We start from the raw sequence: 25,364 nt of genomic DNA, 5'->3' as shown, positions 1-25,364 counted from the left end.
CATCACACCGTGAAGGCGGTGGTGTTCTCGTCGAAGGGGCCCATGACGGTCAGGGCCGGCGTGCCGGCATACAGCTCGGCGGCCAGGTTCGTGACATCGTCGAGGGTGACCTCGTCGATGCGGTGCAGGATCTCGTCGACCGTGGGGAGTTCGCCGTACACGAGCTCGGCCTTCGCGATCCGGGTCATCTTGGCGCCGGTGTCCTCCAGGCCCATCACCACCGAGCCGCGCATCTGGCCCTTGCCGCGGAGCAGCTCGTCGGGCGTGATGTTGCCCCGGGCAATCGCCTCGAGCTCGCCGCGGATCACGTCCAGCACCTCGGGGGCCTTCTTCGGCAGGCAGCCCGCGTACACGCCGACCATGCCGGAGTCCGCGTAGGCCGACCCGAACGTGAACACCGAGTACGCCAGGCCGCGCTTCTCCCGGACCTCCTGGAACAACCGTGAGGACATCCCGCCGCCGACGATCCCGTGCAGCACACCGGCGATGTACCGCCGCTCGTCGCTGCGGACCAGCCCCGGCATCCCGAGCACCAGGTGGGCCTGCTCGACGTCCCGGTGGTGCACCCGCACCCCGCCGTACGTCGGAACCCGCCGGGCCGCGCCGCGCCGCACCGGGATCGGCTCGGCCTCCGCGGTCACCCAGTGCCGCTCGAACGCCTTGCGGACCAGCCGGACCACGTCCGCGTGGTCGACGTTGCCGGCCACCGAGACGACGATGTCCGACGGCTTGTAGCGGCGGCGGTACCAGCCCATCACCTGCCGACGGGTCAGCCCGGCGACCGATTCCGGCGTACCGGTGATCGACCGGCCGAGCGGGGAGCTGCCCCAGAGCTGCTCGGCGAACAGGTCGTGGATGTGGTCCGACGTCTCGTCGGCGTGCATCGCGATCTCTTCGTCGATGACGTCGCGCTCACTCTCCACGTCCGTCTCGGTGAGCGTCGCGGAGGTGATCATGTCGCAGATGACGTCGACCGCGAGCGGCAGGTCGGTGTCCAGCACCCGCGCGTAGTAGCAGGTGTACTCCTTGCCGGTGAACGCGTTCATCTCGCCGCCGACCGCGTCGATCGCGGCGGAGATCTCCAGCGCGTCGCGACGCTCGGTGCCCTTGAACAGCAGGTGTTCGAGGAAGTGCGTCGCACCTGCCAGCTGGGCGGGCTCGTCGCGGGAGCCGACGCCGACCCAGAGGCCGAATGTGACCGAGCGGAAGCCCGGTACCGACTGGGAGAGAACCCGGAGCCCGGAGGGCAGGACGGTCCGTTTCACCGGACCGCCCGCCTCCGGGCTCAGCAGGGTACTCGTGATCGCGCGAGTCACTCCGCCGCTTCGGCCTCGGCCTTCTTCTCTTCGCCCTCGATCACCGGGATCAGCGAGAGCTTGCCGCGGTCGTCGATCTCGGCGATCTCGACCTGCAGCTTCTGGCCGACCGACAGCACGTCCTCGACGGCCTCGACGCGCTTGCCACCGGCCAGCGGACGCAGCTTCGAGATGTGCAGCAGGCCGTCCTTGCCCGGCAGCAGGCTGATGAACGCACCGAAGTTGGTCGTCTTCACGACCGTGCCCAGGTAGCGCTCGCCCTTCTCCGGCATGGTCGGGTTCGCGATCGCGTTGATCGCGGCCCGGGCGGCCTCCGCCGACGGACCGTCGGTGGCGCCGATGTACACCGTGCCGTCGTCCTCGATCGAGATGTCGGCGCCGGTGTCCTCGGTGATCTGGTTGATCATCTTGCCCTTCGGGCCGATGACCTCGCCGATCTTGTCGACCGGGACCTTCACCGAGATGACCCGCGGCGCGAACTCGCTCATCTCCCCCGGCGCGTCGATGGCCTTGGCCATCACGTCCAGGATCGTCAGGCGGGCGTCCTTGGCCTGGGTCAGCGCGCCGGCCAGCACGCTGGCCGGGATGCCGTCCAGCTTGGTGTCCAGCTGCAGGGCGGTGACGAAGTCCTTCGTACCGGCGACCTTGAAGTCCATGTCGCCGAACGCGTCCTCCGCGCCCAGGATGTCGGTCAGCGCGACGTACTGCGTCTCGCCGTCGACCTCGCCCGAGATCAGGCCCATCGCGATACCGGCGACCGGGGCCTTCAGCGGGCACCCGGCGTTCAGCAGCGCGAGCGTCGAGGCGCAGACCGAACCCATCGAGGTGGAGCCGTTCGAGCCGATCGCCTCGGAGACCTGGCGGATCGCGTACGGGAACTCCTCGCGGCTCGGCAGCACCGGCACCAGCGCCCGCTCGGCCAGCGCGCCGTGACCGATCTCGCGGCGCTTCGGCGAACCCACCCGGCCGGTCTCACCGGTCGAGTACGGCGGGAAGTTGTAGTTGTGCATGTACCGCTTGCGGGTCTCCGGCGACAGCGTGTCCAGCTGCTGCTCCATCCGGAGCATGTTCAGCGTGGTGACACCCAGGATCTGGGTCTCGCCGCGCTCGAACAGCGCCGAGCCGTGCACCCGCGGGAGCACGCCGATCTGCGCCTTCAGCGGCCGGATGTCGGTCAGCCCGCGGCCGTCGATCCGGACCTTGTCCTTGAGCACGCGCTGCCGGACCAGCTTCTTGGTCAGCGAGCGGAAGGCTGCGGACAGCTCCTTCTCACGGCCCTCGAAGTCGGCGGCCAGCTTGTCCACGGTGGCGGCCTTGACCGCGTCGGTGGCGTCGTCACGCTCGTGCTTGCCGGCGATCGTCAGCGCCTGCGCCAGCTCCTCGGACGCGGCGGCCTCGACCGCGGCGAACGCGTCGTCGGCGTAGTCCGGGAAGACCGGGAACTCGCCGGTCGGCTTCGCGGCCCGCGCGGCCAGGTCGGCCTGCGCCTCGACCAGGGTCTTGATGAACGCCTTGGAGGCCTCGAGGCCCTCGGCGACGATCTCCTCGGTCGGCGCCTGGGTGCCGGAGGCGACGGCCTCGAAGGTGCCCGGGGTGGACTCCGCCTCGACCATCATGATCGCGACGTCACCGGTCTCGGTGACCCGGCCCGCGACCACCATGTCGAAGACCGCGTCCTCGAGCTCGGTGTGGGTCGGGAACGCCACCCACTGGCCCTTGATCAGCGCGACGCGGACGCCGCCGATCGGGCCGGAGAACGGCAGGCCGGCGAGCTGCGTCGACATCGACGCGGCGTTGATCGCGAGCACGTCGTACAGCTTGTCCGGGTTCAGCGCCAGGACCGTGATGACGACCTGGATCTCGTTCCGCAGGCCGGAGACGAACGACGGCCGCAGCGGGCGGTCGATCAGCCGGCAGGTCAGGATGGCCTCTTCCGAGGGCCGGCCCTCGCGGCGGAAGAACGAGCCGGGGATCCGGCCCGCGGCGTACATCCGCTCCTCGACGTCGACCGTCAGCGGGAAGAAGTCGAACTGGTCCTTGGGCTTCTTGCTGGCCGTGGTGGCCGAGAGCACCATCGTGTCGCCGTCGAGGTAGGCGGCGGCGGAGCCGGCGGCCTGCTGGGCCAGACGGCCCGTCTCGAAGCGAATGGTGCGGGTGCCGAAGCTGCCGTTGTCGATGACGGCCTCAGCGAATTCGGCGCCGTCCATCGGCGCACTTGTGGATCCCGACACGGGATACCCCTCTCTCACAGTGTGACGACTGCGAGGCGCGAGCTTCCGGGGTGCCGGTCTTCGATCGAGGCCCGCGGATGACCTGCATCCGAAGGCCACTACCGAGGACCGGTCGTCCTCCCGCCACGCGCTTCGCGTCGCCTCGTTCGTCTTTCAGTATTCAGTTTGCTCCGCGCCACCTGGGCGCGGATACGCCAAGAGCGGCCACCCGGAAACGGGAGGCCGCTCCTCGCGACGTCATCGGCGGAGGCCGAGCCGCTCGATCAGGGACCGGTAGCGGTTGATGTCCTTCTTCGCCAGGTAGTTCAGCAGCCGGCGGCGCTGACCGACGAGCAGCAGCAGACCACGACGGCTGTGGTGGTCGTGCTTGTGCTCCTTGAGGTGCTCGGTCAGGTGGCTGATCCGGTGGGTCAGCAGCGCGACCTGGACCTCGGGGGAACCGGTGTCACCCTCGGTCAGGGCGTACTCACCCATGATCTTCTTCTTCGTAGCAGCGTCAACAGCTGACACAGGCATCCTCTCGATTTCCGTTGCGCGGCGCACCGGGGCATTCTCCACCCGAGCACTCTCGATCCGCGGCCGTTCAGACGGCAGCAGCCAGCGTATCAGTCCGTGGACGGGGCGCCCTAATCAGCCTGCAGGAGGCGGCGTGCGCCGTCGACGTCGGCCTTCATCTGGACGAGCAGCTCGTCGATGCTGCCGAACCGGATCTGGGTGCCGCGCAGCCGGGCCACGAAGTCGATCGCGACCTTGGCGCCGTACAGCTCGAGGTCGTCGCGGTCCAGCACGTACGACTCCACCCGCCGGTCCAGGCCGTCGAACGTCGGGTTCGTGCCGACGCTGATCGCGGCCGGCAGCGGATCCGGGTACGCCGGGGCGCCGGGCGCGGGCGTGAGCACGGTGAGCCACCCGGCGTACACGCCGTCCTGCGGAACCGCGGCGCCCGGGTCCGCCGGGATGTTCGCGGTCGGGTACCCGAGCTCGCGGCCGCGCTTGTCGCCCTCGATCACCACGCCGGTCACCCGCAGCGGCCGGCCGAGCGCCGCCGCGGCCGCCTCGACGTCACCGTCGGCGAGCTGCTGCCGGACGTACGTCGACGACCAGGGCTGCCGGTCCCCCGCCAGGCCCAGCCCCTCGACCTGGAAGCCGTACTGCGTTCCCGCCTGCACGAGGGTGTCGAGGTGGCCGGCGGCCTTGTGCCCGAAGCGGAAGTTCTCACCGACGACGATCGCCTTCGCGTGCAGGATGTTCACCAGCGTGCGCTCGATGAACTCCTCCGGCGACCAGTTCGACACGTCCTTGGTGAACGGGAGGATCAGCACCGCGTCCGCACCCGCGGCGCCGAGCAGCTCGGCGCGCTGCTCCGGGTCGCTGAGCATCAGCGGCGCGCGGTCCGGCCGGAGCACCCGCATCGGGTGCGGGTCGAAGGTCATCGCGACCACCGGCAGTCCGCCCAGCTCGGCCGCCCGCGCGCGGGCGTGCGCGAGCACCTCCTGGTGACCGCGGTGCACGCCGTCGAAGTTGCCGATGGTGACCACCGTCGGCCCGAGCTCCGGGCTCACCTGGTCCAATCCGTGCCAGACACGCATGGCAGCAGGATTCCATGCCCGGAGGTGATTGCTTCAATCAGGTCTCCGATCACCCCTTGTAATCGGGCAGTGACTCAACTTATGGTGGGCCGCGCCCGCTGTGGCACTGCTGAGCCTGGGGAGGTCTCGTGAAGCTACGCCGTCTGATTGCCGTCTGCGCGGCAGTGACGCTGGTGGCAGGTCTGCCTGCTGCCAACGCGGCAGCCGCAACCTCGTCCACGCCGCGCTTCGAGCGGTACGTCGCGCTCGGCGACTCGTACACGTCGGCGCCGTTCGTCCCGCTCGCCGACCTGTTGTCACTGGGCTGCGCGCGCTCCTACAGCAACTACCCGAAGCAGCTCGCCGCGGCGCTGGGCGTGTACCGGTTCACCGACGTGAGCTGCGGCGGCGCCGACACCACGAACATGACGCAGCCGCAGAGCACGATCCTCGGCACCGCCGCACCGCAGTTCGACGCACTGACGCCGGACACGGACCTGGTCACGCTCGGAATCGGCGGCAACGACTTCGGCGTCTTCGGCGACATCATCGGCACCTGCCCCGGGCTGCGGGCCTCCGACCCGACGGGCGCGCCCTGCAAGGCGCATTTCACGGTCGGCGGCGTGGACACGCTGCTGGCGAAGATCCAGCAGACCCAGACCCGGATCGCGACCGTCGTCCAGGGCATCCGGGCGCGATCGCCGAAGGCCACGATCGTGCTGGTGGGGTACCCGAAGATCGCACCGGAGCACGGCACCTGCCCGTCGATCCTGCCGTTCGCGGACGGCGACTACGGCTACCTGTACTCGATCGAGCAGGCGCTGAACGCCGCCGTCTCGGGCGCCGCCGCGGCCGGCGGGGCGACGTACGTCGACACTTTCGACCCCTCCACCGGTCACGACGCCTGCGCGCCGGACGGGCAGGCGTGGATCCAGGGCAAGGACATCAACCTGCTGCGGGCGCTGAACTACCACCCGCGGTTCGAGGGCGAGGCCGGGATGGCCGCCCTCACCTACAAGACGCTGACCGGTCAGCAGCCGGTCGTCACCGCTGCCGAGCAGGCCGCCTGGGCCACCAAGGCGCGTGCACTGGCCAAGCAGGCGGCAGCGTCACCTCAGGCCCTCGCGGCCTCCAAGAACCGCGTACGGACCAGCGCGCAACGCTGACCCTTTCCAATCCGTACCGCGGACTCCGGGCCGGGCCACCTCACGCGTGGCCCGGCCCGGTGGTTTCTGTCAGCAGTTCGGTCAGGGCCTGCCCGAGCGGCAGGTTGACCCGGTACGTCGCGTACGGGTCGCCGCGGGTCAGGCCCTGGTTGATGATCAGCACCGGCGTACCGGCCTTGGCGGCGTGCCGGACGAAACGGAAGCCGGACATCACGGTCAACGACGAGCCGAGCACCAGGACGGCGTTCGCGTCGTCGATCAGGTCGTAGCAGCGCTGCACACGGCCGCGCGGGACGTTCTCGCCGAAGAACACCACGTCGGGTTTGAGCACACCGCCGCAGACCGTGCACGGTACGACGGCGAACGTCCGCACGACCTCGTCCGGCAGCTCGACGTCGCCGTCCGGGTTGATCCGGGTCGCCTCGGCCGTGAACGCCTGGTTCGCGGCCCGCAGCCGGCGGTCCAGGACCACGCGAGGTGACGTCGTACCGCAGTCGAGGCAGATGATCCGGTCGAGGTTGCCGTGCAGCTCGATCACGTCGCGAGCACCGGCCGCCTGGTGCAGGCCGTCGACGTTCTGGGTGATGATCCCGCTCAGCCTGCCGTGGGCCTGGAGCGCGGCGACGGCCCGGTGGCCGGCGTTCGGGTGGGCCCGCGCGATCGTCCGCCAGCCGAGGTGACTGCGCGCCCAGTACCGCTGCCGCGCCGCCTCGCTGCCGGTGAAGTCGCCGAACGTCATCGGCGTGTGCGTCCGCAGGCTCCCGGTCTCACCGCGATAGTCAGGAATCCCGGACTCCGTCGACAACCCCGCACCGCTCAGTACGACGACTCCCCCGGCCGCGACCACCTCGGCAACCGCCCCGACATCCGTCGCCCCCGGCTGCAACGCCAGCACATCAGGGCCCGGGGCCCACTCCAAGGTCGGACGAGAACGCACCGCTCCAGGGTACCGGCGCGTTCTACGCCTTCACGGCCCCGGCGAGCACGCCCCGGATGAAGTAGCGCTGGAACACGACGAACAGCAAAGCCATCGGCAGAAGGCTCAGCACCGCGACCGCCGTGATCCCGCCGATGTTCTGGGTGAACTGGGTGTTGGTGGTGGCGATGCCGACGGTCAGCGTCCGCATCTCCTCGGACTGCGCGATCAGCAACGGCCAGAGGAACGAGTTCCAGCTGCCGACGAAGGTGAAGATCGCCAGCACCGCCATCGGCTGGTAGCACAGCGGCACGATGATGTTCGCGAAGATCCGCAGGTACGACGCCCCGTCGATCCGGGCCGCGTCCAGCAGGGTGTCCGGGATGCCGCGAATGAACTGCCGCAGCATGAACACCCCGAACGGGCCGGCCAGGGCGGGCACGATCAGGCCGGTGTAGCTGTCGACCATCCCGAGCTTCGAGGCGATCAGGTACACCGGCACCAGCGTCGCGGAGAACGGCAGCATCATGGTCGCCAGCAGGAGCCCGAACGACAGGTCCCGGCCGGGGAACCGCAGCTTGGCGTAGGCGAACGCCGCCAGCAGATCGATGACCACGGTCAGTGCGGTGACCGCGAGCCCCACGACGACGCTGTTCAGGATGTAGCGCGGTACCAACGGATCCCCGAGGACCTGCCGGTAGTTCAGGAAGGTCCAGTGGCTGGGCGACAGCGACAGATCCAGGACCGTCGTGGAGGTCAGCGACACCACGACCACGATCAGGATCGGGCCGGCGAAAACCACACTCGCCAGCGTGGCGGCAAGATGCATCGCGACCTGGGCCACCGGCCTCGGCCTAGTCACCGGCCTCGCCTCCCGACTCGGTACGGGCCAGGAAGACGGCCGCGATGATCATCGTGACGAGCAGCAGCACGATGCTCATGGTTGCGGCATAGGCGACCGAGCCGCCGTTGAAGGCGTTCTGGTACACGTACCACATCGCGGTGTAGGTCTCCGTTCCCGGACCGCCGTGGGTCATCACGAACACCAGGTCGAAGACCTGCACCGCGCTGATCGTCACCAGCACGAGCACCACCTGCGCCACCGAGCGCACGAGCGGGATCCGGATGTGGACCAGCAGCTGCCACGTCGACGCGCCGTCGATCCGGCCGGCTTCGAGCAGGTCCTGCGGGATGTTGTTGAAGCCGGCCATGAAGATCAGCGAGTAGAACCCGCACGAGCACCAGACCGTGATCAGCGACAGGAAGACGATCGCCACCCCGCCGTCGGTCAGCCACGGCACCCGAAGCCCGAACAGCTTGTCGAGCAGCAGATCCAGCGGGCCCTGCTCGGGGTCGATCATCACCTTCCAGATCAAGCCGGTCGCCACTACCGACAGCAGCGACGGCAGGTAGATCAGTGCCCGGTGCACCCGGATCCCGGGCAGGCCGGACGCGAGCAGCAGGCCGACCGCCATCGACACCAGCACGGTGACCGGAATCGTGATCGCCATGAAGACCAGCGTGTTGAGCAGCGAGTCGCGGAACAACGTGTCGGTCAGCACCGTGCGGTAGTTGCCGAGGCCGTTCCAGCGCAGGCCGCTCAGCAAGCTGCCACGCTGAAACGTCAGTACGAACGTGTACACGAACGGTACGGCGACGAACAGGCCGAAGACCGCCGCCTTCAAAGCCAGGAACGGGCCTGCCGTAAGCAGGTCCCGGGAATCGCGGGCCAGCCGCCGGACAGCCATCAGTTCGCTGCCGCTGCCATTTGCCTGACCTGCTTCGAGGCGTCCCTGATCATCGCGTCCAGGTCCTGCTTGCCGGCCAGGTAGTCGTTGATCTTGCCCATCAGGTACTCCTGCGGCTGGTACTTGAGGACCCGGGTGATCCGGGTGTACTTGCCGAGCTTTTCCACCGCGTTCTGGAACTCGTTCATCCGCGGGTCCGGCAGGTCGGTGTAGAAGTCGCCGTTCACCGGGTGCACCGGCAGCGCGAGGATCAGGCGGGTGTACTTCTCCTGCGGCTCCGGTGACAGGATGTATTTCGCCAGTGCGTACGCGGCCTCCGGATGCTTGCTCTTGGCAGCGACCGCGATGTACCCGCACGCGCCGACGATCAACTGCTCGCCGCCCGGACCCTTGGGCGGTTCGAGGACCCGGACCCGTGCCTTCGGGAATGCCTTCGCCTGATCGGCGGTGAAGCCACCGACCCATTGCATCCCTGCCTTGCCGGCGAAGATCGCGTTGCCCCACTTGCTCTCGTCGGTGTACAGCCCGGGCGGGGTCGCGGCACCGGAGTCGACCATCGCCTTCATGTTCCGCAACGCCGCCCGGCCGTTGTCGTTGTCGAACCCGATGTCCTTGCCGTCGGCGGAGACGTAGTCACTGCCGAACGACCAGAAGTAGTGCCACAGGTAGTTGTCCTCGATGGAGGGCACCGGCGGCCAGTTCATCCCGTACGACGCGACGTGCTTGGCGTCGAACCCCGGCGTCCCGAGTTTGCGGCCCGCCGTGTCGATGGTCATCGCCTTGGCGAACGGGATCATCTCGTCGTACGTGGTCGGCAGCGGCGGTTTGCCCGCCTGCTCCCAGATGTTCAGGTTCACGGTCAGCTGATGCGAGCCACCGGTCACGTACGGGATCGCCAGCAGCTCACCCTTCGGTCCCTTGGCGGCGTCGAGCAGGCTGCTGTTCACCCCGTCGAGGAACTTGTCGACGTCCTCCTTCGGCGCGATCTTGTGGAAGTCGGCCAGTACCCCGGTCTCCCGCCAGATGTTCATCCACGGCGCGATCTGGTACGTGACGTCCGGCGGGTTGCCGCTGCTGAACGCGGCGGTCAGTTTCGTCTGCGAGTCCTCCCACGGGACGATCAGCGTCTTCGCGGTGTACTGCTTGTTCGCCGCCTGGAATCCGGCCGCCAGATCCTTCAGGAAGGCCTGCATCTGCTGCTGCGAGGCGTTCGGCTGGACCCAGTAGGTGGCCGTACCGCCGGCCGATTTCGAGCCGCTGCTGCAGCCGCCCAGGGCGAGGCCGGCGCCGGCCGCGCCGAGTGCCTGGAGGAACCTGCGGCGGTCGAGTTCGCTGGTACTGCTCATGTCGTACCCCCTTGTGCGCCGCCCCGGCCGGGCGGGTCAGAGCGGGAACCAGCCGGTGCGGAACTTCCAGGACCGGCCGGCGTGGATGTGGTCGACGACGGCACGTTGCAGCGTCGTTGCGCGTGGCAACAGGTCGAGTTCCGTCAGCGGGCGCTTGAAGAGGAACTCGACGACGGTCGCGCTGTCGTCCTTGTCCGTCCCGGGCAGCAGCGTGAAGCGTTGCTGGAAGCGGATGATGTTGCTGTCGGCGGGCAGGTACTGCGTCAGTTGCGGGTCGAGGACCCAGGAGACGCAGGTGGCGAAGCGGTACTGCTCGTCCGGGTAGTGCGTGCGGAAGAAGGAGCGGGCGCGGTCGAGGGCGGCGTCGACCGATTCCGGGGTGAGGCGTCCTTCCGGGATGTGCAGCCCGAGGACGGGTTCGCCCGGCGCGGGGCCGCCGTGGGTCCGCGCGTCGAACCAGGAGCGCTGGCGCTCGAAGTGCAGGCGGTCGAGGGCGTAGATGGCGCCGCGGAAGTGGTGGGTCACCCAGTTCTGGGTGTGCAGCCCGCCTTCGCCGTACAGCTCCCGGCGGTTCGCCATCTGGGCACCGAGGACCGCGAGGATCGGCCACGAGTCGGCGTCGGAGATGCCGCGGGCCGCGTGGTAGCGGCGTACGACGGGGAGCGTGGCAAGGAACGCCCAGACGTAGAGGAAACGCCCGACTGCACCGGTCGCGGGCGGGAGGTCCGGCCAGGGCGGCAGCGGGCCGGTAGTCCCCAGGTGCTGGACGAGCTGGTGGTGGCAACGCTCGAGCAGCCACCACAGGTCCGGCTCGCGGACCGGGTCGGGACGGTTCGCGAGCGTGTCCCGGCGGTCGTCGTCGCTCAGCCCGAGCCGGGTGAGCACTCCGTCCGGGTCGGCACCCGACGTCCATCCGGTCAGGTCGACCGGTGTGGGCGGCGGGCCGAGCTCCGCGAGCACGCGGAGGTGCGCGAGTGCGTCGCCGGTCAGCCCCAGCCCGGCGACAAGCCGTGCCAGCTCGGCATCGGTACCTGTTACGGTCATCAGCTCCACCTTTCGAGATATCGAAGATAAAATCGTTATCTCGTACATGACAAGGTAGAGCCGAGGACCGCGGACGGCAAGATCTCAGCAGTTCCCGGCGGCGGACGGACCGCGTGCCCCGGTCAGTCGACGCGGGGCGGGCCGGCGCGCAACCGTCGCTCGGCGTTCTCGCGGACGACTGCCTGGTCGAGAGAGGACCAGTCGGCGTCGATCCACCAGGTGGCACCCGCCTCGGCCCACGGGCGGACGACGTCCGCGGCCTTCGGGTCGTCGGCCCGGGTCGAACCTTCGGCGGGAACGTCGTACCCGTCCATCGTCAGGCCGTGCGCCGCGCGCTCCTTGCGGATCCACTCGATCCCCTGGGCGACGACCTCCGGCGTCACCTCGCCGTCACCGACGAACGCCGGCAGCCAGCCGTCCTGCAGGGCCGCCCGACGCATGGACTTCGGCCGCGGCCAGCCGCCGACGACCCAGGTCGGCACCCGCGGCTGCTGCACCGGTGGCGGCGGCGCCGGCGGGGTCAGCTCGACGACCTTCCGGGCGCTGTAGTGCTTCCCGGAGAAGTCGAACGGCTCGTCGCGCCACAGATACGGCAGCATCGCGAGCGACTCGTCCATCAGCTCCGCGCGCACCTTCCGCCCCGGGTCCTCCTCGAACAGCCAGAACCGGTCCTCCCCCGTCACCCCGAGACCGACCGACAGGATCACCCGCCCGTTGCTGAGGTTGTCGACGGTCGAGACCTGCCCGGCGACGTCCCAGGGTTTTCGCCGCGGCAGCGGCGTGAGCATGGTGCCCAGCCGGATCCGCCCCGTCGTCATCGCGGCCGCGCCGAGCATCACCCAGGCGTCGATCCCCCAGATCGACTCCCAGACGAAGAACCCGTCCCAGCCGTGCTCCTCCGCGATCACGGCCAGCTCGGCCGCGTCGCGCGCATCGCCGTACGCCATCACGAACCCGTATTTCATGCCACCGCACGCTATCCGGCGGCACCGACAGTTTTCAGCCGACGAACACCGCGGTGGGTTTCGCGACCGGTCCGTGCAGCTCGTACAGCGCCAGGAACGTGCCGTCCGGCGCGAACATCGCGGTCTGCCCGGCCGCCGCCAGGTCCAGCCCCGGCAGCGGGCGCCCGGTGCGGATCGCCGCCGCCTGTGCGTCGTCCGCGTCGTACCGCGGGAAGGTGCCCGCGGCAACGTCCGCGATCGGCAGCCAGTCGAACGACTCCGCCAGCGCCTCCAGCGAGTGCGCCACCGAGAGGTCGAACGAGCCGACGCGGGTACGCCGGAGCGCGGTCAGGTGGCCGCCGACGCCGAGTCCGGCGCCCAGGTCGCGGGCCAGCGCCCGGATGTAGGTGCCGCTGGAGCAGTCCACCGAGACGTCGACGGAGATCCCGTCCGCGTCCCGCCGGACGTCGAGCACGTCGTACCGCGAGACGGTGACCGCGCGGGCCTTGAGCTCGACCTCCTCGCCGGCCCGCACCCGGTCGTACGCCCGGCGGCCGTCGACCTTGATCGCGGACACCTTCGACGGGACCTGCGAGATCTCCCCGCGGAATCCTTCGACGGCCGCGGTGATCGCCTCCGCGGTCACCCCGTCGACCGGCGCGGTCGCCAGCACCTCGCCCTCGGCGTCGTCCGTGGTCGTGGTCGCACCGAGCCGGATCGTCGCGTCGTACGACTTGTCCGCCAGTTGCAGGTGGCCGAGCAGCCGGGTCGCGCGGTTGATCCCGACGATCAGCACGCCGGTCGCCATCGGGTCCAGCGTGCCGGCGTGCCCGACCTTGCGGGTGCCGGCCAGCTTGCGGATCCGGGCGACGACCGTGTGCGACGTCATCCCACCCGGCTTGTCGACGACCACGATCCCGTCGGAGGTGGCCGTGAAGTCGAGGGCCAACGCAGTACTCAGTCCTCGTCCTCGTCGGACTCGTCGTCGTGCGGCCGCTTGTACGGGTCGGCGTCGCCGGCCGGCTTCGCGCCCGCGGCGGCCTTGGCCACCTCGGCGTCGGCCATCCGCGCCTTCTCCAGCAGCTCCTCGATCTGCCCGGCATTCTCGGGTACGGCGTCCAGGAAGAACGCCACGCTCGGCGTGTGCCGCAGGCCCAGTGCCTTGCCGACCTCGCTGCGGATCAGGCCCTTCGCCGACTCCAGCGCGGCGGCCGTGTTCGCCCGCGCCTGCTCGTCGCCGTACACCGTGTAGAACACGCTGGCCTCACGCAGGTCACCGGTCAGCCGAGCGTCGGTGACCGTCACGAACCCGAGCCGCGGGTCCTTCACCCGGCGCTCCAGCAGCTCCGCGACGAGCACCTGGATCCGGTCGGCCAGCTGCTTCGCCCTTGCTTCACCCATCAGGGCTCACTCCCTCATTCATGAACAACGTCCGGGGAGAACTCCGTCTCCCCGGACGTTACTCCGACGGCCCGAACCCGCTGGCCCGGGCCGTCATCGATCAATCAGCTGCGCGGCTTCTCGCGGAGCTCGAACGCCTCGACGACGTCGCCGATCTTGATGTCGTTGAAGTTGTTGATGGTCAGACCGCACTCGAAGCCCTCGCGGACCTCGGACGCGTCGTCCTTGAACCTCTTCAGCGACGACAGCTCGGTGTTGTCGACGACCACGGCGCCGTCCCGGATCAGCCGGACCTTTGCGTTCCGCTTGATCAGGCCGCTGGTCACCCAGCAACCGGCGATGTTGCCCACCTTCGAGGAACGGAAGATCTCCCGGATCTCGGCCTGGCCGAGGGTGACCTCCTCGTAGATCGGCTTCAGCATGCCCTTCAGGGCCGCCTCGATGTCGTCGATCGCCGAGTAGATGACCGAGTAGTACCGGACATCCACGCCCTCGCGCTCGGCCAGGTCACCGGCCTTGCCCGCCGGCCGCACGTTGAAGCCGATGATGACGGCGTTCGACGCGATGGCCAGGTTGACGTCGTTCTCGTTGATCGCACCGACACCACGGTCGATGATCCGCAGGTTGACCTCGTCGCCGACCTCGATCCGGACCAGGGCGTCTTCCAGCGCCTCGACCGAACCGGACACGTCGCCCTTGAGGATCAGCAGCAGCTCCTGGCTCTCGCCCTTCTCCATCGAGGCCATGAAGTCCTCGAGGGTACGGCGGGCGCGACGCTTCGCGTTGGCCGCCGCACGAGCGCGGGCCTCCCGCTTCTCGGCGATCTGCCGGGCGCGGCGGTCGTCCTCGACGACCAGGAACTTGTCACCCGCACCTGGCACGGCGGTCAGACCGAGCACCAGGACCGGACGCGACGGGGTCGCCTCCTCGACCGGGTCGCCGTGCTCGTCGAGCATGGCCCGGACCCGGCCGTACGCCGGACCGACCACCATCGAGTCGCCGACCCGGAGCGTTCCGCGCTGCACCAGCACGGTCGCCACCGGACCACGGCCCTTGTCGAGGTTCGCCTCGATCGCGATGCCCTCGGCGTGCATCTTCGGGTTCGCCCGCAGATCCAGCGCCGCGTCCGCGGTCAGTACGACGCCCTCGAGCAGGCCGTCGATGTTGATCCGGGACTTCGCGGAGACGTCGACGAACATCGTGTCGCCGCCGTACTCCTCGGGCACCAGGCCGTACTCGGTCAGCTGACCGCGCACCTTGGTCGGGTCCGCCGCCGGGACGTCGATCTTGTTCACCGCGACCACGATCGGGACACCCGCCGCTCGGGCGTGGTTCAGTGCCTCGATCGTCTGCGGCATCACGCCGTCGTCGGCCGCGACCACCAGGATGACGATGTCGGTGGCCTGCGCACCACGGGCACGCATGGCGGTGAACGCCTCGTGACCCGGGGTGTCGACGAAGGTGATCGCCCGCTCCTGGCCGTCCACCTCGGTGGTCACCTGGTACGCACCGATGTGCTGGGTGATACCGCCGGCTTCCTTGGCCTGGACGTTCGCCATCCGGATCGCGTCCAGCAGCTTCGTCTTACCGTGGTCGACGTGACCCATGACGGTCACCACCGGCGGCCGCGGAGCCAGGTCGCTCTCGTCGCCCTCGTCGTTGCCGAAGTCGATGTCGAACGACTGCAGCAGCTCGCGGTCCTCGTCCTCCGGCGAGACGATCTGGACGTCGTAGTTCAGCTCGGTACCGAGCAGCTCGAGCGTCTCCTCGTTCACCGACTGGGTCGCGGTGACCATCTCACCGAGGTGGAACAGCACCTGGACCAGCGACGCCGGGTCGACTCCGACCTTCTCGGCGAAGTCCGTCAGCGAGGCACCACGAGGCAGCTTCACAACCTCGCCGTCGCCGTGCTTGACGCGGACGCCGCCGACCGCCGGGGCCTGCATGTTGTCGAATTCCTGGCGCTTGGCCCGCTTCGACTTGCGGCCACGGCGCGCCGGACCGCCCGGACGCCCGAAGGCACCCTGCGTCCCGCCACGGCCCCGGTTGCCCGGACCCGGACGGCCACCGCCGCCACCGGGCGGGCCGCTCGGGCCGCCGCCACCGGGACGGAAGCCGCCGCCACCGCCACCACCGCGCGGACCGGCACCCGGACCGCCGCCCGGACGGCCACCACCGCCGCCACCACGGCCGCCACCCGGGCCGCCGGAGCCGCCGCCGGGGCGACCGGTGAAGGTACCGGCCGAGGACTTCGGCATCATCGCCGGGTTCGGGCGCGGGGCGCCCGGAACGCCGCCGGACGGACGCGGACGGTCGCTACCGCCGCGCTCGTTGCCGCCGCCGCGACCCTGCGGCGGGCGCGGAGCCATGCCGGCCGGGCTCGGAGCGCCGCCCTGCCGGTCGTTGCCGCCGCCACCCGGGCCGGGGCGCGGACCGCCGCGCTGCATGCCCTGGGTGGAGCTGAACGGGTTGTTGCCCGGACGCGGTGCACCCGGACGCGGGCCGCCGCCACCCTGGCTGCCACCCGGACGGGGCGCACCGGGACGCGGGGCACCCGGACGGGGCGCACCCGGACGCGGACCGGCACCCGGACCACCCGGACGTGGGCCGGAGCCCTGGCCACCCGGACGCGGGGTCGCACCCGGCACGGCCGGACGCGGGCCCTGACCACCCGGACGAGGAGCACCCGGACGCGATGCCGAGGAGCCGTCGGTACGGCGTGCCGCCGGGGCGTCGGCCGCCTTCGCGGCAGGCGCCTCGAAGGCAGGGGTCGCCGGAGCGGCCGGCGTCTCCGCCGGAGCCGGGGCCTCTGCCTGAGCCGCCGGAGCGGACTCGGCCGGACCGCTCTCCTGCCGCGGACCCGGCTTCGGGCCCGGACGCGGTCCCGGGCGGGCGCCCGGAGCCGGAGCGGACTTCACCGGCGCCTCGGCGGCCGGCGCGGACCCGGCCGGAGCCTCGGTGCGTGCCTCAGCCGGCGCGGGCGGCTCGGCGGCCGCCGGACGGTCGGCCGGCGCGGGGCGCTCGGCCGGGGCCTTCGGGGTGGCCGGCTGGGCCGGCTTCGGAGCCGCGGGGGCGACCGGCGCGGTCGCCTGGGGCGCGGCAGACGTGCTCGCAGCGGCCTTCTTGGCCGTGCGCTTCTTCGGCGGGTTCTTCTCGAACTCCTCCGCCAACCGCCGGACGACAGGTGCCTCGATCGTCGAGGATGCCGACCGGACGAACTCGCCCATGTCGTTCAGTCTGGTCAGAACGACCTTGCTGGTAACTCCGAGCTCCTTCGCGAGCTCGTAGACCCGGACCTTTGCCACTACTCTCCCTCTGGTCCGAGCCTGGGGCGCGGACCGTTAGTTGACGTACGTGCTCATCGCTTTGCACTCATCGGTAGACACTCATCGAGTGGTCATGAGTCGATGACCCGCCTTCAAGTCGTCACGACGGCACGGTCTGAGCCGTCGTGGGCAGCTTTGCGGGCTGCCATTTGTGTTGCTTCTTACTTATCACGCTGCGCGACGTACTCCCGCAGCCCGGTCACGTCGAGCGGTCCCTGGACCTTGAAGGCCCGTGGGAACGCCTTGCGCCGGACAGCGAGGTCGAAGCACTCGATCGCCGGGTGCAGGTGCGCCCCACGGCCGGGTGCCCGGTGATCGGGATCCGGAAGCACCTGGCCTCCGGAAGCCGTCATCCGCAGCAGGTCAGCCGGACTGCACCGCTTCCGGCACCCGATGCAGGTACGCTCCGCAGGCTTGCCTGGGCGCGCGGCTGCCGTCACTGTCACGTGATCCTCAGGGTGTGGTTGCGACTCAGTCGACCGACCGAGAAACTAGTCTACCTTCTCGCCTTCCCGAGTCACATCGGTATCCGGCCGGATGTCGATCCGCCAGCCGGTGAGCCGGGCCGCGAGGCGGGCGTTCTGCCCTTCCTTGCCGATCGCGAGCGAGAGCTGGTAGTCGGGGACGACGACGCGCGCCGCACGGGCCGCGGCGTCCACCACCTCGACAGATGTAACCTGCGCCGGCGACAGCGCATTCCCGACGAACGTCGCCGGATCGTCGCTGTGGTCGATGATGTCGATCTTCTCGCCGTGCAGCTCGTGCATGATGTTCCGCACCCGCTGCCCCATCGGCCCGATGCAGGCGCCCTTGCCGTTCACCGACGGGTTGAGGGTCCGGACGGCGATCTTCGTGCGGTGCCCGGCCTCGCGCGCGATCGCGGTGATCTCGACCGTGCCGTCGGCGATCTCCGGGACCTCCAGCGCGAACAGCTTCTTCACCAGGTTCGGGTGGGTGCGGCTGACCGTGATCTGCGGGCCCTTGAAGCCCTTCCGGACGCCGACGACGTACACCCGCAGCCGGGAGCCGTGCTCGTACTGCTCCCCCGGGACCTGCTCGGGCGCCGGCAGCACGGCCTCGATCTTGCCGAGGTCGACCATCACCGACCGCGGGTCGCGGCCCTGCTGGACGACGCCGGAGACGATGTCGCCCTCCTTGCCGGAGAACTCGCCGTACCGGACCTCGTCCTCGGCGTCGCGGAGCCGCTGCAGGATGATCTGCTTGGCGGTGGTGGCCGCGATCCGGCCGAAGTCGTGCGGGGTGTCGTCGTACTCGCGGGCCACAGTGCCGTCCTCGGCGAGTTCCCGCGCGTACACGGTCACGTGCCCGGTGCGCCGGTCGAGCTCGGCGCGGGCGTGCTGCTGCGCGCCCTCGGTGCGGTGGTACGCGACCAGCAGCGCCTGCTCGATCGCCTCGACGACCACGTCCAGCGAGATGTCCTTCTCCCGCTCCAGCGACCGCAGCACGGCCATGTCGATGTCCATGTCAGTTCTCCTCCACCGTGCCGTCGGCAGGTGTTTCTACGCCGTCAAATGTCTCAGTGTCGTTGCCGGCAGCCCGGTTGAACTCGATCTGGACCTTCGCTTTTGCGATGTCGGCGTACGCGACGCTCTGCCGCGTGCCGTCGACGTCCAGCTCGGCCGCCTCGTCGGAGACGGACTTGATCCGGCCGGTGAGTGTTCCGCCGTCCGTCAGCGTGACCTTCACCAGGCGGTCGCGGTTGCGCCGCCAGTGCCGGGGCAGGGTGAGCGGCCGGTCGACGCCGGGGCTGGAGACCTCCAGCGTGTAGGCGCCCTCGCCCATGATGTCGTCGGCGTCGAGCGCCTTGGAGATCGCCCGGGTGACGTCGGCGACGTCGTCCAGGCTGATGCCGCCGTCCCGGTCGACCAGCACGCGCAGCAGCCGGCGGCGGCCGGCCGGCGCGATGTCCGCGGCCTCCAGGTCGCAGCCGAACTGCTCGACGATCGGCCGCAGGAAGTTCTCGAGGCTCGTGGTGTCCGTGTGACCCTTGCGGTCCGGCTTTCGGCTCACAGGTTGACCTGCCTCTCTCCAGTTGTGTGCACCCGTTGTGCTCCCGGCGGTCCGGCCGAGAGCAGTAGCCCACCCTATCCGCCCGAGGCCCGGATCCCGCTCATCGGGCCGTCCCCCGGCCGGGTCGCGGGCGTGTCACCAGGTATCGTCTATCGTTCCGGCGTGCCTGAACGCCACCAAATACATTCAGTACTGAGTCGACGTACGGTCGTGGTGACCGCTGCCCTGGTCCCCGGCGCGGCCGCACTGACCGGCTGCAAGGACGACCCGGCCGGGTCCGGCACGCAGGGCACCAAGGGCGCCGTGAACGGTACGACGTCACCCGGCCCGACCGCGGAGACGCCGACGGCCGACCCGGCTGTCGTCGCCGCCCTCAGCGCCGCGGCGACCCAGGTGACTCAATTGTCCCAGCTCTACGCAACCGCGGCGCGGAAGTTCCCCGCGCTGCGGGCGCAACTGGCGGCGGGCGCGAAGTACCACGTCAGCCACCTGGCGAAGCTGAAGGAGACCGCGGGCGTGACCGCTCGGCCGGCCAAGGCCGCGGCGCCGCCGGGTTCACAGGCTGCCGCGCTGGCCACGATCGCCAAGCAGGAGAAGGCCGCGGCCACCGCGCACGTGACGGCCGCCGCCAAGCTGTCCGGTGCCCCGGCCCGGTTGCTCGCCGAGATCGCCGCCTCCGAGTCCCAGCTGAGCTCGACCCTCGCCCCTGCCAAGAAGAAGGGTGCGGCCTGATGAACCAGTTGGACGCTCTGCAGGCCGCGCTCGCCGGGGAGCATGCCGCGATGTACGGCATCGGCGTGGCCGGCGGAAAGCTGAACGGCGCCCGGTTCCGCGCGGCGACCGACCTGTTCGGGGCGCACCGCGACAACCGCGACCACCTGAGCGCGCTGATCGTCGCCGCCGGCCAGACCCCGGTCGCGGCCCAGCCGACGTACCAACTCCCGCAGGCGGTCACGAACGCCGCGACGGCGACCGCTCTGGTGCTGCTGATCGAGCGCCGGATCGCCGCCGTGTACGGCGACCTCGTCGAGGCCGCCGAACAACCGGCGGTCCGCACGTTCGCGATCGACGCGCTCGTGACCGCCGCCACCGACCAACTCGGCTGGGGCGGCGCCCCGGCGGCACTCCCCGGCGCAGTCTCCTAGCGCCGGCGCCGCCAGGGACCGGTGATCGCGTAGGTGATCCCCGGGTTGTAGACGTTGAAGAACATCGTCCGGCCGTCGGCGGCGAAGCCGACGCCGGACAGCTCGCCGTACGACGGCTCCTCGGGCGTCCCGAGGTTGACCCGGTTGCGGGCGAACTTGAACACCTCGCCGTCCTCGGTGGTGCCGAGGATGTGCTGCTCGCCGAGGCCGTCCTCGCACATCATCAGCCCGCCGTACGGCGACATCGTGATGTTGTCCGGGGCATCGAACTCGGGGTCGTCGGAGCCGGGCTTCGGCCGGGTGAAGATCACCTCCAGGCGCAGCGTCCGCTGCCGCGGGTCGAGCCGCCACACCTGGCCGTCGTGGTCGACCTTCGGCCCGAGCTCGGTCCGCGCGAACGACGAGACGAAGTACACGCACCGGTCCAGGTCGCCCCACCAGCAGCCCTCGAGCTTGTAGCCGCCGGTGATCGGCTTCGCGTAGTCCTGCGCCCGCACCGACTCGGACGTCGCGAGCGGGTCCGGCACCTTCACCCACTGGACGTCGTGGAACTCGGTGCCGGCCTCCTGCACCACCGACAGGTCCGGCAACCCCGGAATGTGCATCGCCTGCAGCTCGCCGCCCGCACGCAGCGCGCCCCAGCCACCGCGCGGCCGGTTGGGCAGGAACCGGTAGAAGCCGCCGAGCGGCGCCACGAACGCGTCCTCGGTCTCGTAGACGATGCCGGTTCGCGGGTCGATCGCGACCGCCTCGTGCTGGAAGCGGCCCATCGCGGTCAGCGGTTCAGGATCGGCGTTGCGGCGGTCGTCGTACGGGTCCACCTCGAAGATGAACCCGTGGTCCTTGGTGTACCCGCTGTCGCCCGCCTTGAGCTCGGTCTCCTCACAGGTCAGCCAGGTGCGCCACGGGGTGTGCCCGCCGGAGCAGTTGATCGCCGTACCGCCGAGGCTGACGAACTCCTTCGTGGTCGCGTTGTGCCGGTCCACGACGAGCGTGCTGGTACCGCCGGCGGCGGCCGGGTCGTAGGTCCGTCCGGCGGGGGCGACGACCTTGATCTTGGACGTCGGGCTGCACTCGTGGTTGCGGACCAGCCGCGAGCCGCCGTCGCGGTCCGGGAACACGCCCATCCCGTCGAACCGGCTCGGGATCTTCAGCCCGTCCGGCCGGACGCCGCCCTCACGGGACAGGATCTTGTAGCTGAACCCCTGCGGCAGGTCCAGCATGCCGTCGGGGTCCTCGATCAACGGGCCGTAGCCGATCTTCGGGCCGGACGTACCGAGCGCGGGCTGTGCGGTGTACAGCGCGTCGACGGATCCGGCGACGCTGACCGCGACCCCGGCCGCGGCGGCGCGACCTACGAACTGACGTCTGGACAGGGGGTTGGACATGGGCAGCCTCCTGGCTTCAGGACAAGCAGTAGTGGCCCATGAACGTACGGTAAACAACAACCCAACAGCAACAGGAGGCGTGTTACCGATTCACAAGGAGCGAACCCAGTTCTCCAGCAGGGCGGCGCCGGCGTCGCCGGACTTCTCCGGATGGAACTGCGTCGCGGTCAGCGGCCCGTTCTCGACCGCGGCGACGAACTTGTCCCCGCCGTACGTCGTCCACGTGACCAGCGGGGCCACCGAGGCGCGGGCGTCGTCGAGCTCCCAGGTGCGGACGCCGTACGAGTGCACGAAGTAGAAGCGCTCCTTCTCGACGCCCTCGAACAGCGTGCTGCCGGAAGGTACGTCGACCGTGTTCCAGCCCATGTGCGGAACCGGCTGGGCGTCGTCGGGCCGCAGGCGCTCGACAGTGCCGGGCCACTGCTCGCAGCCGTCGGTCTCGACACCGTGCTCGATGCCGCGGGCGAACAGGATCTGCATCCCGACACAGATCCCGAGCACCGGACGGCCGCCGGTCAGCCGGCGATCGACCACGACATCGCCGCGGACCGCCTTCAGCCCGGTCATGCAGGCCTCGAACGCTCCGACGCCCGGCACCAGCAGTCCGTCGGCGTTACCGGCCTCGTCGAAGTCCGCGGTCACCGTGACGTCGGCACCGACGCGTTGCAGAGCACGCTCCCCCGACCGGATGTTTCCCGAGCCGTAGTCGAGCAGGACGACCTTCTTGCTCACAGAGCGCCCTTGGTGGAAGGAATGCCGGGCTGCCGCGGGTCCAGCTCGGCAGCGGCCCGGAGCGCCCGGGCGAACGCCTTGAACTGGGCCTCGACGATGTGGTGCGGGTCGCGGCCCGACAGCACCCGGATGTGCACGCAGATCGCCGCGTTGAACGCGAGCGTCTCGAACACGTGCTGGGTCAGCGATCCCGCGTAGTCCCCGCCGATGATCGCGTACACCTGGCCGTCCGGCTCGCCGGTGTGCACGCAGTACGGCCGGCCGGACAGGTCGACCGTGCAGTGCACGAGCGCCTCGTCCAGCGGGACGGTCGCGTCGCCGAACCGGCGGATGCCGCGCTTGTCGCCCAACGCCTCGCGCAGCGCCTGGCCGATGCCGATCGCGGTGTCCTCGACGGTGTGGTGGGCGTCGATCTCCAGATCGCCGACCGTGTTCACGTGCAGGTCGAGCAGCGCGTGCTTGGCCAGCGCGTTGAGCATGTGGTCGTAGAAGCCCACACCGGTGGAGATGTCGGCCCGGCCCTCGCCGTCCAGGTTCAGCTCGACCAGAACCTTGGACTCGCTGGTCTCGCGGTCGATCCGCGCCGTGCGCGTCATGAGTGCCTTCCCGTGTCGGTCTTGAGGATGCGCTCCAGCGAGGCGCGGAACGCCGCCATCTCCTCGCCGGTGCCGATCGAGACCCGGAGCCAGCCGTCGGGGCCGGTCTCGCGGATCAGTACGCCGTCGTCGAGCAACGCCTGCCAGACCGCGTGCCGGTCGGCGAACGTCCCGAACAGCACGAAGTTCGCGTCCGAGTCGACCGCGCGCAGGCCGAGTGACCGCAGCCAGTCGACGGTCTCGTCACGCTCGACCCGGAGCTGCTCGACCCGGCCGAGCAGCTCGTCGGAGTGCCGCAGCGCCGCGCGGGCGACCGCCTGGGTGACCGCCGACAGGTGGTACGGCAGCCGGACGATCCGCAGCGCGTCCACGAACTGCTTGCTCGCGGCAAGGTATCCGACCCGCCCGCCGGCCATCGCGAACGCCTTCGACATCGTCCGCGAGACGGCCAGGTTCGGGTACGTCGGCAACAACGACGTGGCGCTCGGTGTCCCGGCCCGGCGGAACTCGGCGTACGCCTCGTCGACCACCACGACGGCTCCGAGCGCCGCGGCCTGCGCGACGATCGCCTCGGTCACGTCGATCGGCAGCGCCGTACCGGTCGGGTTGTTCGGCGAGGCGAGCAGCACGACCGACGGGCGGTGCCGGGAGATCGCGGCGATCGCCTTGCTCCGGTCCAGCGTGAAGTCCTCGGCGCGACGGCCGGTGACCCAGGCGGTGTTCGTGTCCCGGGCGTACTCCGGATACATCGAGTACGTCGGCGCGAACGACAGCGCCGTACGGCCGGGGCCGCCGAAGGCCTGCAGGATGTGCAGCATCACCTCGTTGGACCCGTTCGCCGCCCACAGCTGCTCGGGCTCCAGGTGCGCACCCGACTCGCGGGCCAGGTACGCCGCGAGGTCCGCGCGGAGGCCGAGGAACTCGCGGTCCGGGTAGCGGTTCATGCCGCGGGCCGCCTCCGCCACCGCGGCGGCGACGTCCTGGACGGTGTCCTCGCTCGGAGGGTACGGGTTCTCGTTGACGTTCAGCAGGACCGGGACGTCGAGCTGCGGTGCGCCGTACGGCTCGAAGCTCTTCAGCTCGTCGCGGATCGGCAGCCCGTGGAAGCGGCCCATCACCGCTCCCCCGGGAACCGCGCCGACACCGCGGCGCCGTGGGCCGGCAGGTCCTCGGCGTGCGCGAGCGCGAGCACGTGGCCGGCGACCTCGTGCAGCGCGTCGCGCGAGTAGTTGACGACGTGCACGGCCTTCAGGAAGCTGCGCACGGACAGACCGGACGAGTGGCAGGCGCAGCCGGCCGTCGGGAGCACGTGGTTCGAACCCGCGCAGTAGTCACCGAGCGAGACCGGCGACCAGGCACCGACGAAGATCGCGCCCGCGTTGGAGATCAGGCCGGCGCGCTGCTCGGCGTCGGCCGTCTGGATCTCCAGGTGCTCGGCGGCGTACGCGTCCACGACGGCCGTGCCCTGGTCCAGGTCGTCGACCAGGACGATCGCCGACTGCTGCCCTTGCAGTGCTTCGGTGACGCGGTCGGCGTGCTTGGTCCGGGCGACCTGGTTCGGCAGCTCGGCCTCGACTGCCGCGGCCAGTGCCTCCGACGGTGTCACCAGCACACTGGCGGCCATCGGGTCGTGCTCGGCCTGGCTGATCAGGTCGGCGACCACGTGCGCCGGGTCCGCGGTGTCGTCGGCGAGGATCGCGATCTCGGTGGGCCCGGCCTCGGAGTCGATGCCGACCTCGCCGAGCAGCGCGCGCTTGGCGGCGACCACGTAGATGTTGCCGGGACCGGTGATCAGGTTGACCTTCGGGCAGCCCTCGAAGCCGTACGCGAACCCGGCGATCGCCTGCGCGCCGCCCATCGCGTACACCTCCTCGATCCCGAGCAGGGCACACACCGCCAGCACCGTCGGGTGCGGCAACCCACCGAACTCCTTCTGTGGCGGGGAAGCAACAGCCAGCGACGGCACGCCGGCCACCTGCGCCGGTACGACGTTCATCACGACGCTCGACGCCAGGGGCGCACGGCCGCCCGGCACGTACAGCCCGACGCGCTGCACCGGGACAAACCGTTGCGTCACCCGGCCGCCCGGGGCGGGCTCGGACGCGACGTCCGCGGTGAGCTCGTCCTGGCTGACCTCCCGGACCCGGCGGATCGACTCCTCGAAGGCGCTACGCACCTCCGGGTCGAGCTCCTCGAGCGCGGTCTTCAGCGCCGCGGCCGGGACCCGGACGTCCTCGACGCGCACATGGTCGAACTTCTCGCCGTAGTCCCTGATCGCCGCGAGCCCGCGATGGCGGACGTCCAGGCAGATCGGTCGGACGACGTCGAGGGCAGCCTCGACGTCGAACACGGCTCGGGGGACCAGGGCATTCACATCGGCGGGGAGGTTCAGCACCTCTCCGGCCGCCACTCGGCCCCGCAGGTCGACGCGGCGAATCATGCCGCCAGTCTAGTGGTCGCCGCACC

The 25,364-nt window shown here is 70.3% G+C and carries 24 protein-coding genes; 3 read left to right on the top strand and 21 right to left on the bottom strand.

The features are described from left to right. Positions 1-2 precede the first annotated feature (2 nt). The 4 genes from AB0M51_RS04845 to AB0M51_RS04830 all read right to left on the bottom strand — a co-directional run bounded on the left by AB0M51_RS04845 (position 3) and on the right by AB0M51_RS04830 (position 5,136). Complete coding sequence (locus tag AB0M51_RS04845; RefSeq protein WP_344200887.1) at positions 3-1,316, bottom strand: pitrilysin family protein; 1,314 nt, start codon at positions 1,314-1,316, stop codon at positions 3-5. Then, a complete protein-coding gene (locus tag AB0M51_RS04840) occupies positions 1,313-3,523 on the bottom strand; it encodes a polyribonucleotide nucleotidyltransferase (protein WP_344200890.1) in 2,211 nt (736 codons plus the stop codon). Before AB0M51_RS04840 ends, AB0M51_RS04845 begins: the two co-directional genes overlap by 4 nt. A gap of 261 nt (positions 3,524-3,784) precedes the next feature. After that, on the bottom strand, positions 3,785-4,063 hold the full coding sequence (rpsO, locus tag AB0M51_RS04835) for a 30S ribosomal protein S15 (protein WP_344200893.1): 279 nt from the start codon (positions 4,061-4,063) through the stop codon (positions 3,785-3,787). Positions 4,064-4,173: 110 nt separating this feature from the next. Next, complete coding sequence (locus AB0M51_RS04830) at positions 4,174-5,136, bottom strand: bifunctional riboflavin kinase/FAD synthetase (protein ID WP_344200896.1); 963 nt, start codon at positions 5,134-5,136, stop codon at positions 4,174-4,176. 128 nt (positions 5,137-5,264) lie between these two features. Here AB0M51_RS04830 and AB0M51_RS04825 point away from each other — a divergent pair, with 128 nt between their 5' ends. Then, positions 5,265-6,281, top strand: coding sequence for an SGNH/GDSL hydrolase family protein (locus tag AB0M51_RS04825; protein ID WP_344200899.1), 1,017 nt, complete (start codon positions 5,265-5,267; stop codon positions 6,279-6,281). A 40-nt stretch (positions 6,282-6,321) separates the two neighbouring features. Here AB0M51_RS04825 and AB0M51_RS04820 read toward each other — a convergent pair whose 3' ends face one another. From AB0M51_RS04820 to rimP, 12 genes are all read right to left on the bottom strand, one after another. Beyond that, positions 6,322-7,218 carry an NAD-dependent protein deacetylase gene (locus AB0M51_RS04820; protein WP_344200902.1) on the bottom strand — a complete coding sequence of 299 codons (897 nt, stop codon included), beginning with the start codon at positions 7,216-7,218 and terminating at the stop codon, positions 6,322-6,324. Between the two features lie 22 nt (positions 7,219-7,240). Continuing rightward, positions 7,241-8,059, bottom strand: coding sequence for a carbohydrate ABC transporter permease (locus AB0M51_RS04815; protein ID WP_344200905.1), 819 nt, complete (start codon positions 8,057-8,059; stop codon positions 7,241-7,243). Continuing rightward, on the bottom strand, positions 8,052-8,945 hold the full coding sequence (locus AB0M51_RS04810) for a sugar ABC transporter permease (protein ID WP_344200907.1): 894 nt from the start codon (positions 8,943-8,945) through the stop codon (positions 8,052-8,054). The genes AB0M51_RS04815 and AB0M51_RS04810 overlap by 8 nt, the downstream gene beginning before the upstream one ends. Then, positions 8,945-10,291 (bottom strand): extracellular solute-binding protein, encoded by a 1,347-nt coding sequence (locus AB0M51_RS04805; protein ID WP_344200910.1) that lies wholly within the window; start codon positions 10,289-10,291, stop codon positions 8,945-8,947. The genes AB0M51_RS04810 and AB0M51_RS04805 overlap by 1 nt, the downstream gene beginning before the upstream one ends. A gap of 36 nt (positions 10,292-10,327) precedes the next feature. Next, positions 10,328-11,335 carry an acyltransferase domain-containing protein gene (locus tag AB0M51_RS04800; RefSeq protein WP_344200912.1) on the bottom strand — a complete coding sequence of 336 codons (1,008 nt, stop codon included), beginning with the start codon at positions 11,333-11,335 and terminating at the stop codon, positions 10,328-10,330. 122 nt (positions 11,336-11,457) lie between these two features. Beyond that, positions 11,458-12,300 (bottom strand): LLM class flavin-dependent oxidoreductase, encoded by an 843-nt coding sequence (locus AB0M51_RS04795; RefSeq protein ID WP_344200915.1) that lies wholly within the window; start codon positions 12,298-12,300, stop codon positions 11,458-11,460. A 34-nt stretch (positions 12,301-12,334) separates the two neighbouring features. After that, positions 12,335-13,228, bottom strand: coding sequence for a tRNA pseudouridine(55) synthase TruB (truB, locus tag AB0M51_RS04790; RefSeq protein ID WP_344200917.1), 894 nt, complete (start codon positions 13,226-13,228; stop codon positions 12,335-12,337). An 8-nt stretch (positions 13,229-13,236) separates the two neighbouring features. After that, the gene (rbfA, locus tag AB0M51_RS04785; RefSeq protein WP_344200919.1) at positions 13,237-13,680 is read right to left on the bottom strand and encodes a 30S ribosome-binding factor RbfA; all 444 of its coding nucleotides are present in this window, start codon (positions 13,678-13,680) and stop codon (positions 13,237-13,239) included. 104 nt (positions 13,681-13,784) lie between these two features. After that, positions 13,785-16,985, bottom strand: a complete 3,201-nt coding sequence (gene infB, locus AB0M51_RS04780; protein WP_344200922.1) for a translation initiation factor IF-2 — start codon at positions 16,983-16,985, stop codon at positions 13,785-13,787. 182 nt (positions 16,986-17,167) lie between these two features. Beyond that, positions 17,168-17,446 carry a YlxR family protein gene (locus tag AB0M51_RS04775; protein ID WP_363748064.1) on the bottom strand — a complete coding sequence of 93 codons (279 nt, stop codon included), beginning with the start codon at positions 17,444-17,446 and terminating at the stop codon, positions 17,168-17,170. Between the two features lie 51 nt (positions 17,447-17,497). Beyond that, the gene (gene nusA, locus AB0M51_RS04770; RefSeq protein WP_344200928.1) at positions 17,498-18,490 is read right to left on the bottom strand and encodes a transcription termination factor NusA; all 993 of its coding nucleotides are present in this window, start codon (positions 18,488-18,490) and stop codon (positions 17,498-17,500) included. 1 nt (position 18,491) lies between these two features. Further along, entirely contained in the window at positions 18,492-19,037 is a 546-nt protein-coding gene (gene rimP, locus AB0M51_RS04765; protein WP_344200931.1) for a ribosome maturation factor RimP, read from the bottom strand. A gap of 213 nt (positions 19,038-19,250) precedes the next feature. Between rimP and AB0M51_RS04760 the strand changes: the two genes are divergently transcribed. Continuing rightward, positions 19,251-19,769 (top strand): cell division protein FtsK, encoded by a 519-nt coding sequence (locus tag AB0M51_RS04760; RefSeq protein ID WP_344200935.1) that lies wholly within the window; start codon positions 19,251-19,253, stop codon positions 19,767-19,769. After that, positions 19,769-20,182 (top strand): ferritin-like domain-containing protein, encoded by a 414-nt coding sequence (locus AB0M51_RS04755; RefSeq protein ID WP_344200938.1) that lies wholly within the window; start codon positions 19,769-19,771, stop codon positions 20,180-20,182. Before AB0M51_RS04760 ends, AB0M51_RS04755 begins: the two co-directional genes overlap by 1 nt. Here the strand turns inward: AB0M51_RS04755 and AB0M51_RS04750 are convergent. The 5 genes from AB0M51_RS04750 to hisD all read right to left on the bottom strand — a co-directional run bounded on the left by AB0M51_RS04750 (position 20,179) and on the right by hisD (position 25,338). Next, positions 20,179-21,570: an alkaline phosphatase PhoX gene (locus tag AB0M51_RS04750; RefSeq protein WP_344200941.1), complete on the bottom strand. Its 1,392-nt coding sequence runs from the start codon at positions 21,568-21,570 to the stop codon at positions 20,179-20,181. The genes AB0M51_RS04755 and AB0M51_RS04750 overlap by 4 nt on opposite strands. A 90-nt stretch (positions 21,571-21,660) precedes the next feature. Next, positions 21,661-22,302, bottom strand: coding sequence for an imidazole glycerol phosphate synthase subunit HisH (hisH, locus tag AB0M51_RS04745; RefSeq protein WP_344200944.1), 642 nt, complete (start codon positions 22,300-22,302; stop codon positions 21,661-21,663). Beyond that, a complete protein-coding gene (hisB, locus tag AB0M51_RS04740; RefSeq protein WP_141862353.1) occupies positions 22,299-22,898 on the bottom strand; it encodes an imidazoleglycerol-phosphate dehydratase HisB in 600 nt (199 codons plus the stop codon). The genes hisH and hisB overlap by 4 nt, the downstream gene beginning before the upstream one ends. Continuing rightward, a complete protein-coding gene (locus AB0M51_RS04735) occupies positions 22,895-24,013 on the bottom strand; it encodes a histidinol-phosphate transaminase (protein ID WP_344200947.1) in 1,119 nt (372 codons plus the stop codon). The genes hisB and AB0M51_RS04735 overlap by 4 nt, the downstream gene beginning before the upstream one ends. Beyond that, positions 24,013-25,338: a histidinol dehydrogenase gene (hisD, locus tag AB0M51_RS04730; RefSeq protein WP_344200950.1), complete on the bottom strand. Its 1,326-nt coding sequence runs from the start codon at positions 25,336-25,338 to the stop codon at positions 24,013-24,015. Before hisD ends, AB0M51_RS04735 begins: the two co-directional genes overlap by 1 nt. Between the last annotated feature and the right edge of the window lie 26 nt (positions 25,339-25,364).

The sequence above is a fragment of the Kribbella sp. NPDC051137 genome, assembly GCF_040682535.1.
In the GTDB taxonomy this organism is placed as follows: Bacteria; Actinomycetota; Actinomycetes; order Propionibacteriales; family Kribbellaceae; genus Kribbella; species Kribbella karoonensis.
The sequence above is the reverse complement of the archived record's forward strand: the minus strand, read 5'-3'. Positions and strand labels throughout refer to the sequence as shown.

What these genes read in the sequence shown, in the direction of transcription:
- AB0M51_RS04805 (WP_344200910.1), bottom strand. Translation starts at nt 10,291, where the DNA reads ATGAGCAGTACCAGCGAACTCGACCGCCGCAGGTTCCTCCAGGCACTC.
- AB0M51_RS04750 (WP_344200941.1), bottom strand. Translation starts at nt 21,570, where the DNA reads ATGTCCAACCCCCTGTCCAGACGTCAGTTCGTAGGTCGCGCCGCCGCG.
- AB0M51_RS04800 (WP_344200912.1), bottom strand. Translation starts at nt 11,335, where the DNA reads ATGACCGTAACAGGTACCGATGCCGAGCTGGCACGGCTTGTCGCCGGG.
- AB0M51_RS04795 (WP_344200915.1), bottom strand. Translation starts at nt 12,300, where the DNA reads ATGAAATACGGGTTCGTGATGGCGTACGGCGATGCGCGCGACGCGGCC.
- AB0M51_RS04830 (WP_344200896.1), bottom strand. Translation starts at nt 5,136, where the DNA reads ATGCGTGTCTGGCACGGATTGGACCAGGTGAGCCCGGAGCTCGGGCCG.
- rpsO (WP_344200893.1), bottom strand. Translation starts at nt 4,063, where the DNA reads ATGCCTGTGTCAGCTGTTGACGCTGCTACGAAGAAGAAGATCATGGGT.
- AB0M51_RS04840 (WP_344200890.1), bottom strand. Translation starts at nt 3,523, where the DNA reads ATGGACGGCGCCGAATTCGCTGAGGCCGTCATCGACAACGGCAGCTTC.
- hisD (WP_344200950.1), bottom strand. Translation starts at nt 25,338, where the DNA reads ATGATTCGCCGCGTCGACCTGCGGGGCCGAGTGGCGGCCGGAGAGGTG.
- AB0M51_RS04810 (WP_344200907.1), bottom strand. Translation starts at nt 8,945, where the DNA reads ATGGCTGTCCGGCGGCTGGCCCGCGATTCCCGGGACCTGCTTACGGCA.
- rbfA (WP_344200919.1), bottom strand. Translation starts at nt 13,680, where the DNA reads ATGGGTGAAGCAAGGGCGAAGCAGCTGGCCGACCGGATCCAGGTGCTC.
- AB0M51_RS04735 (WP_344200947.1), bottom strand. Translation starts at nt 24,013, where the DNA reads ATGGGCCGCTTCCACGGGCTGCCGATCCGCGACGAGCTGAAGAGCTTC.
- hisB (WP_141862353.1), bottom strand. Translation starts at nt 22,898, where the DNA reads ATGACGCGCACGGCGCGGATCGACCGCGAGACCAGCGAGTCCAAGGTT.
- nusA (WP_344200928.1), bottom strand. Translation starts at nt 18,490, where the DNA reads ATGGACATCGACATGGCCGTGCTGCGGTCGCTGGAGCGGGAGAAGGAC.
- AB0M51_RS04755 (WP_344200938.1), top strand. Translation starts at nt 19,769, where the DNA reads ATGAACCAGTTGGACGCTCTGCAGGCCGCGCTCGCCGGGGAGCATGCC.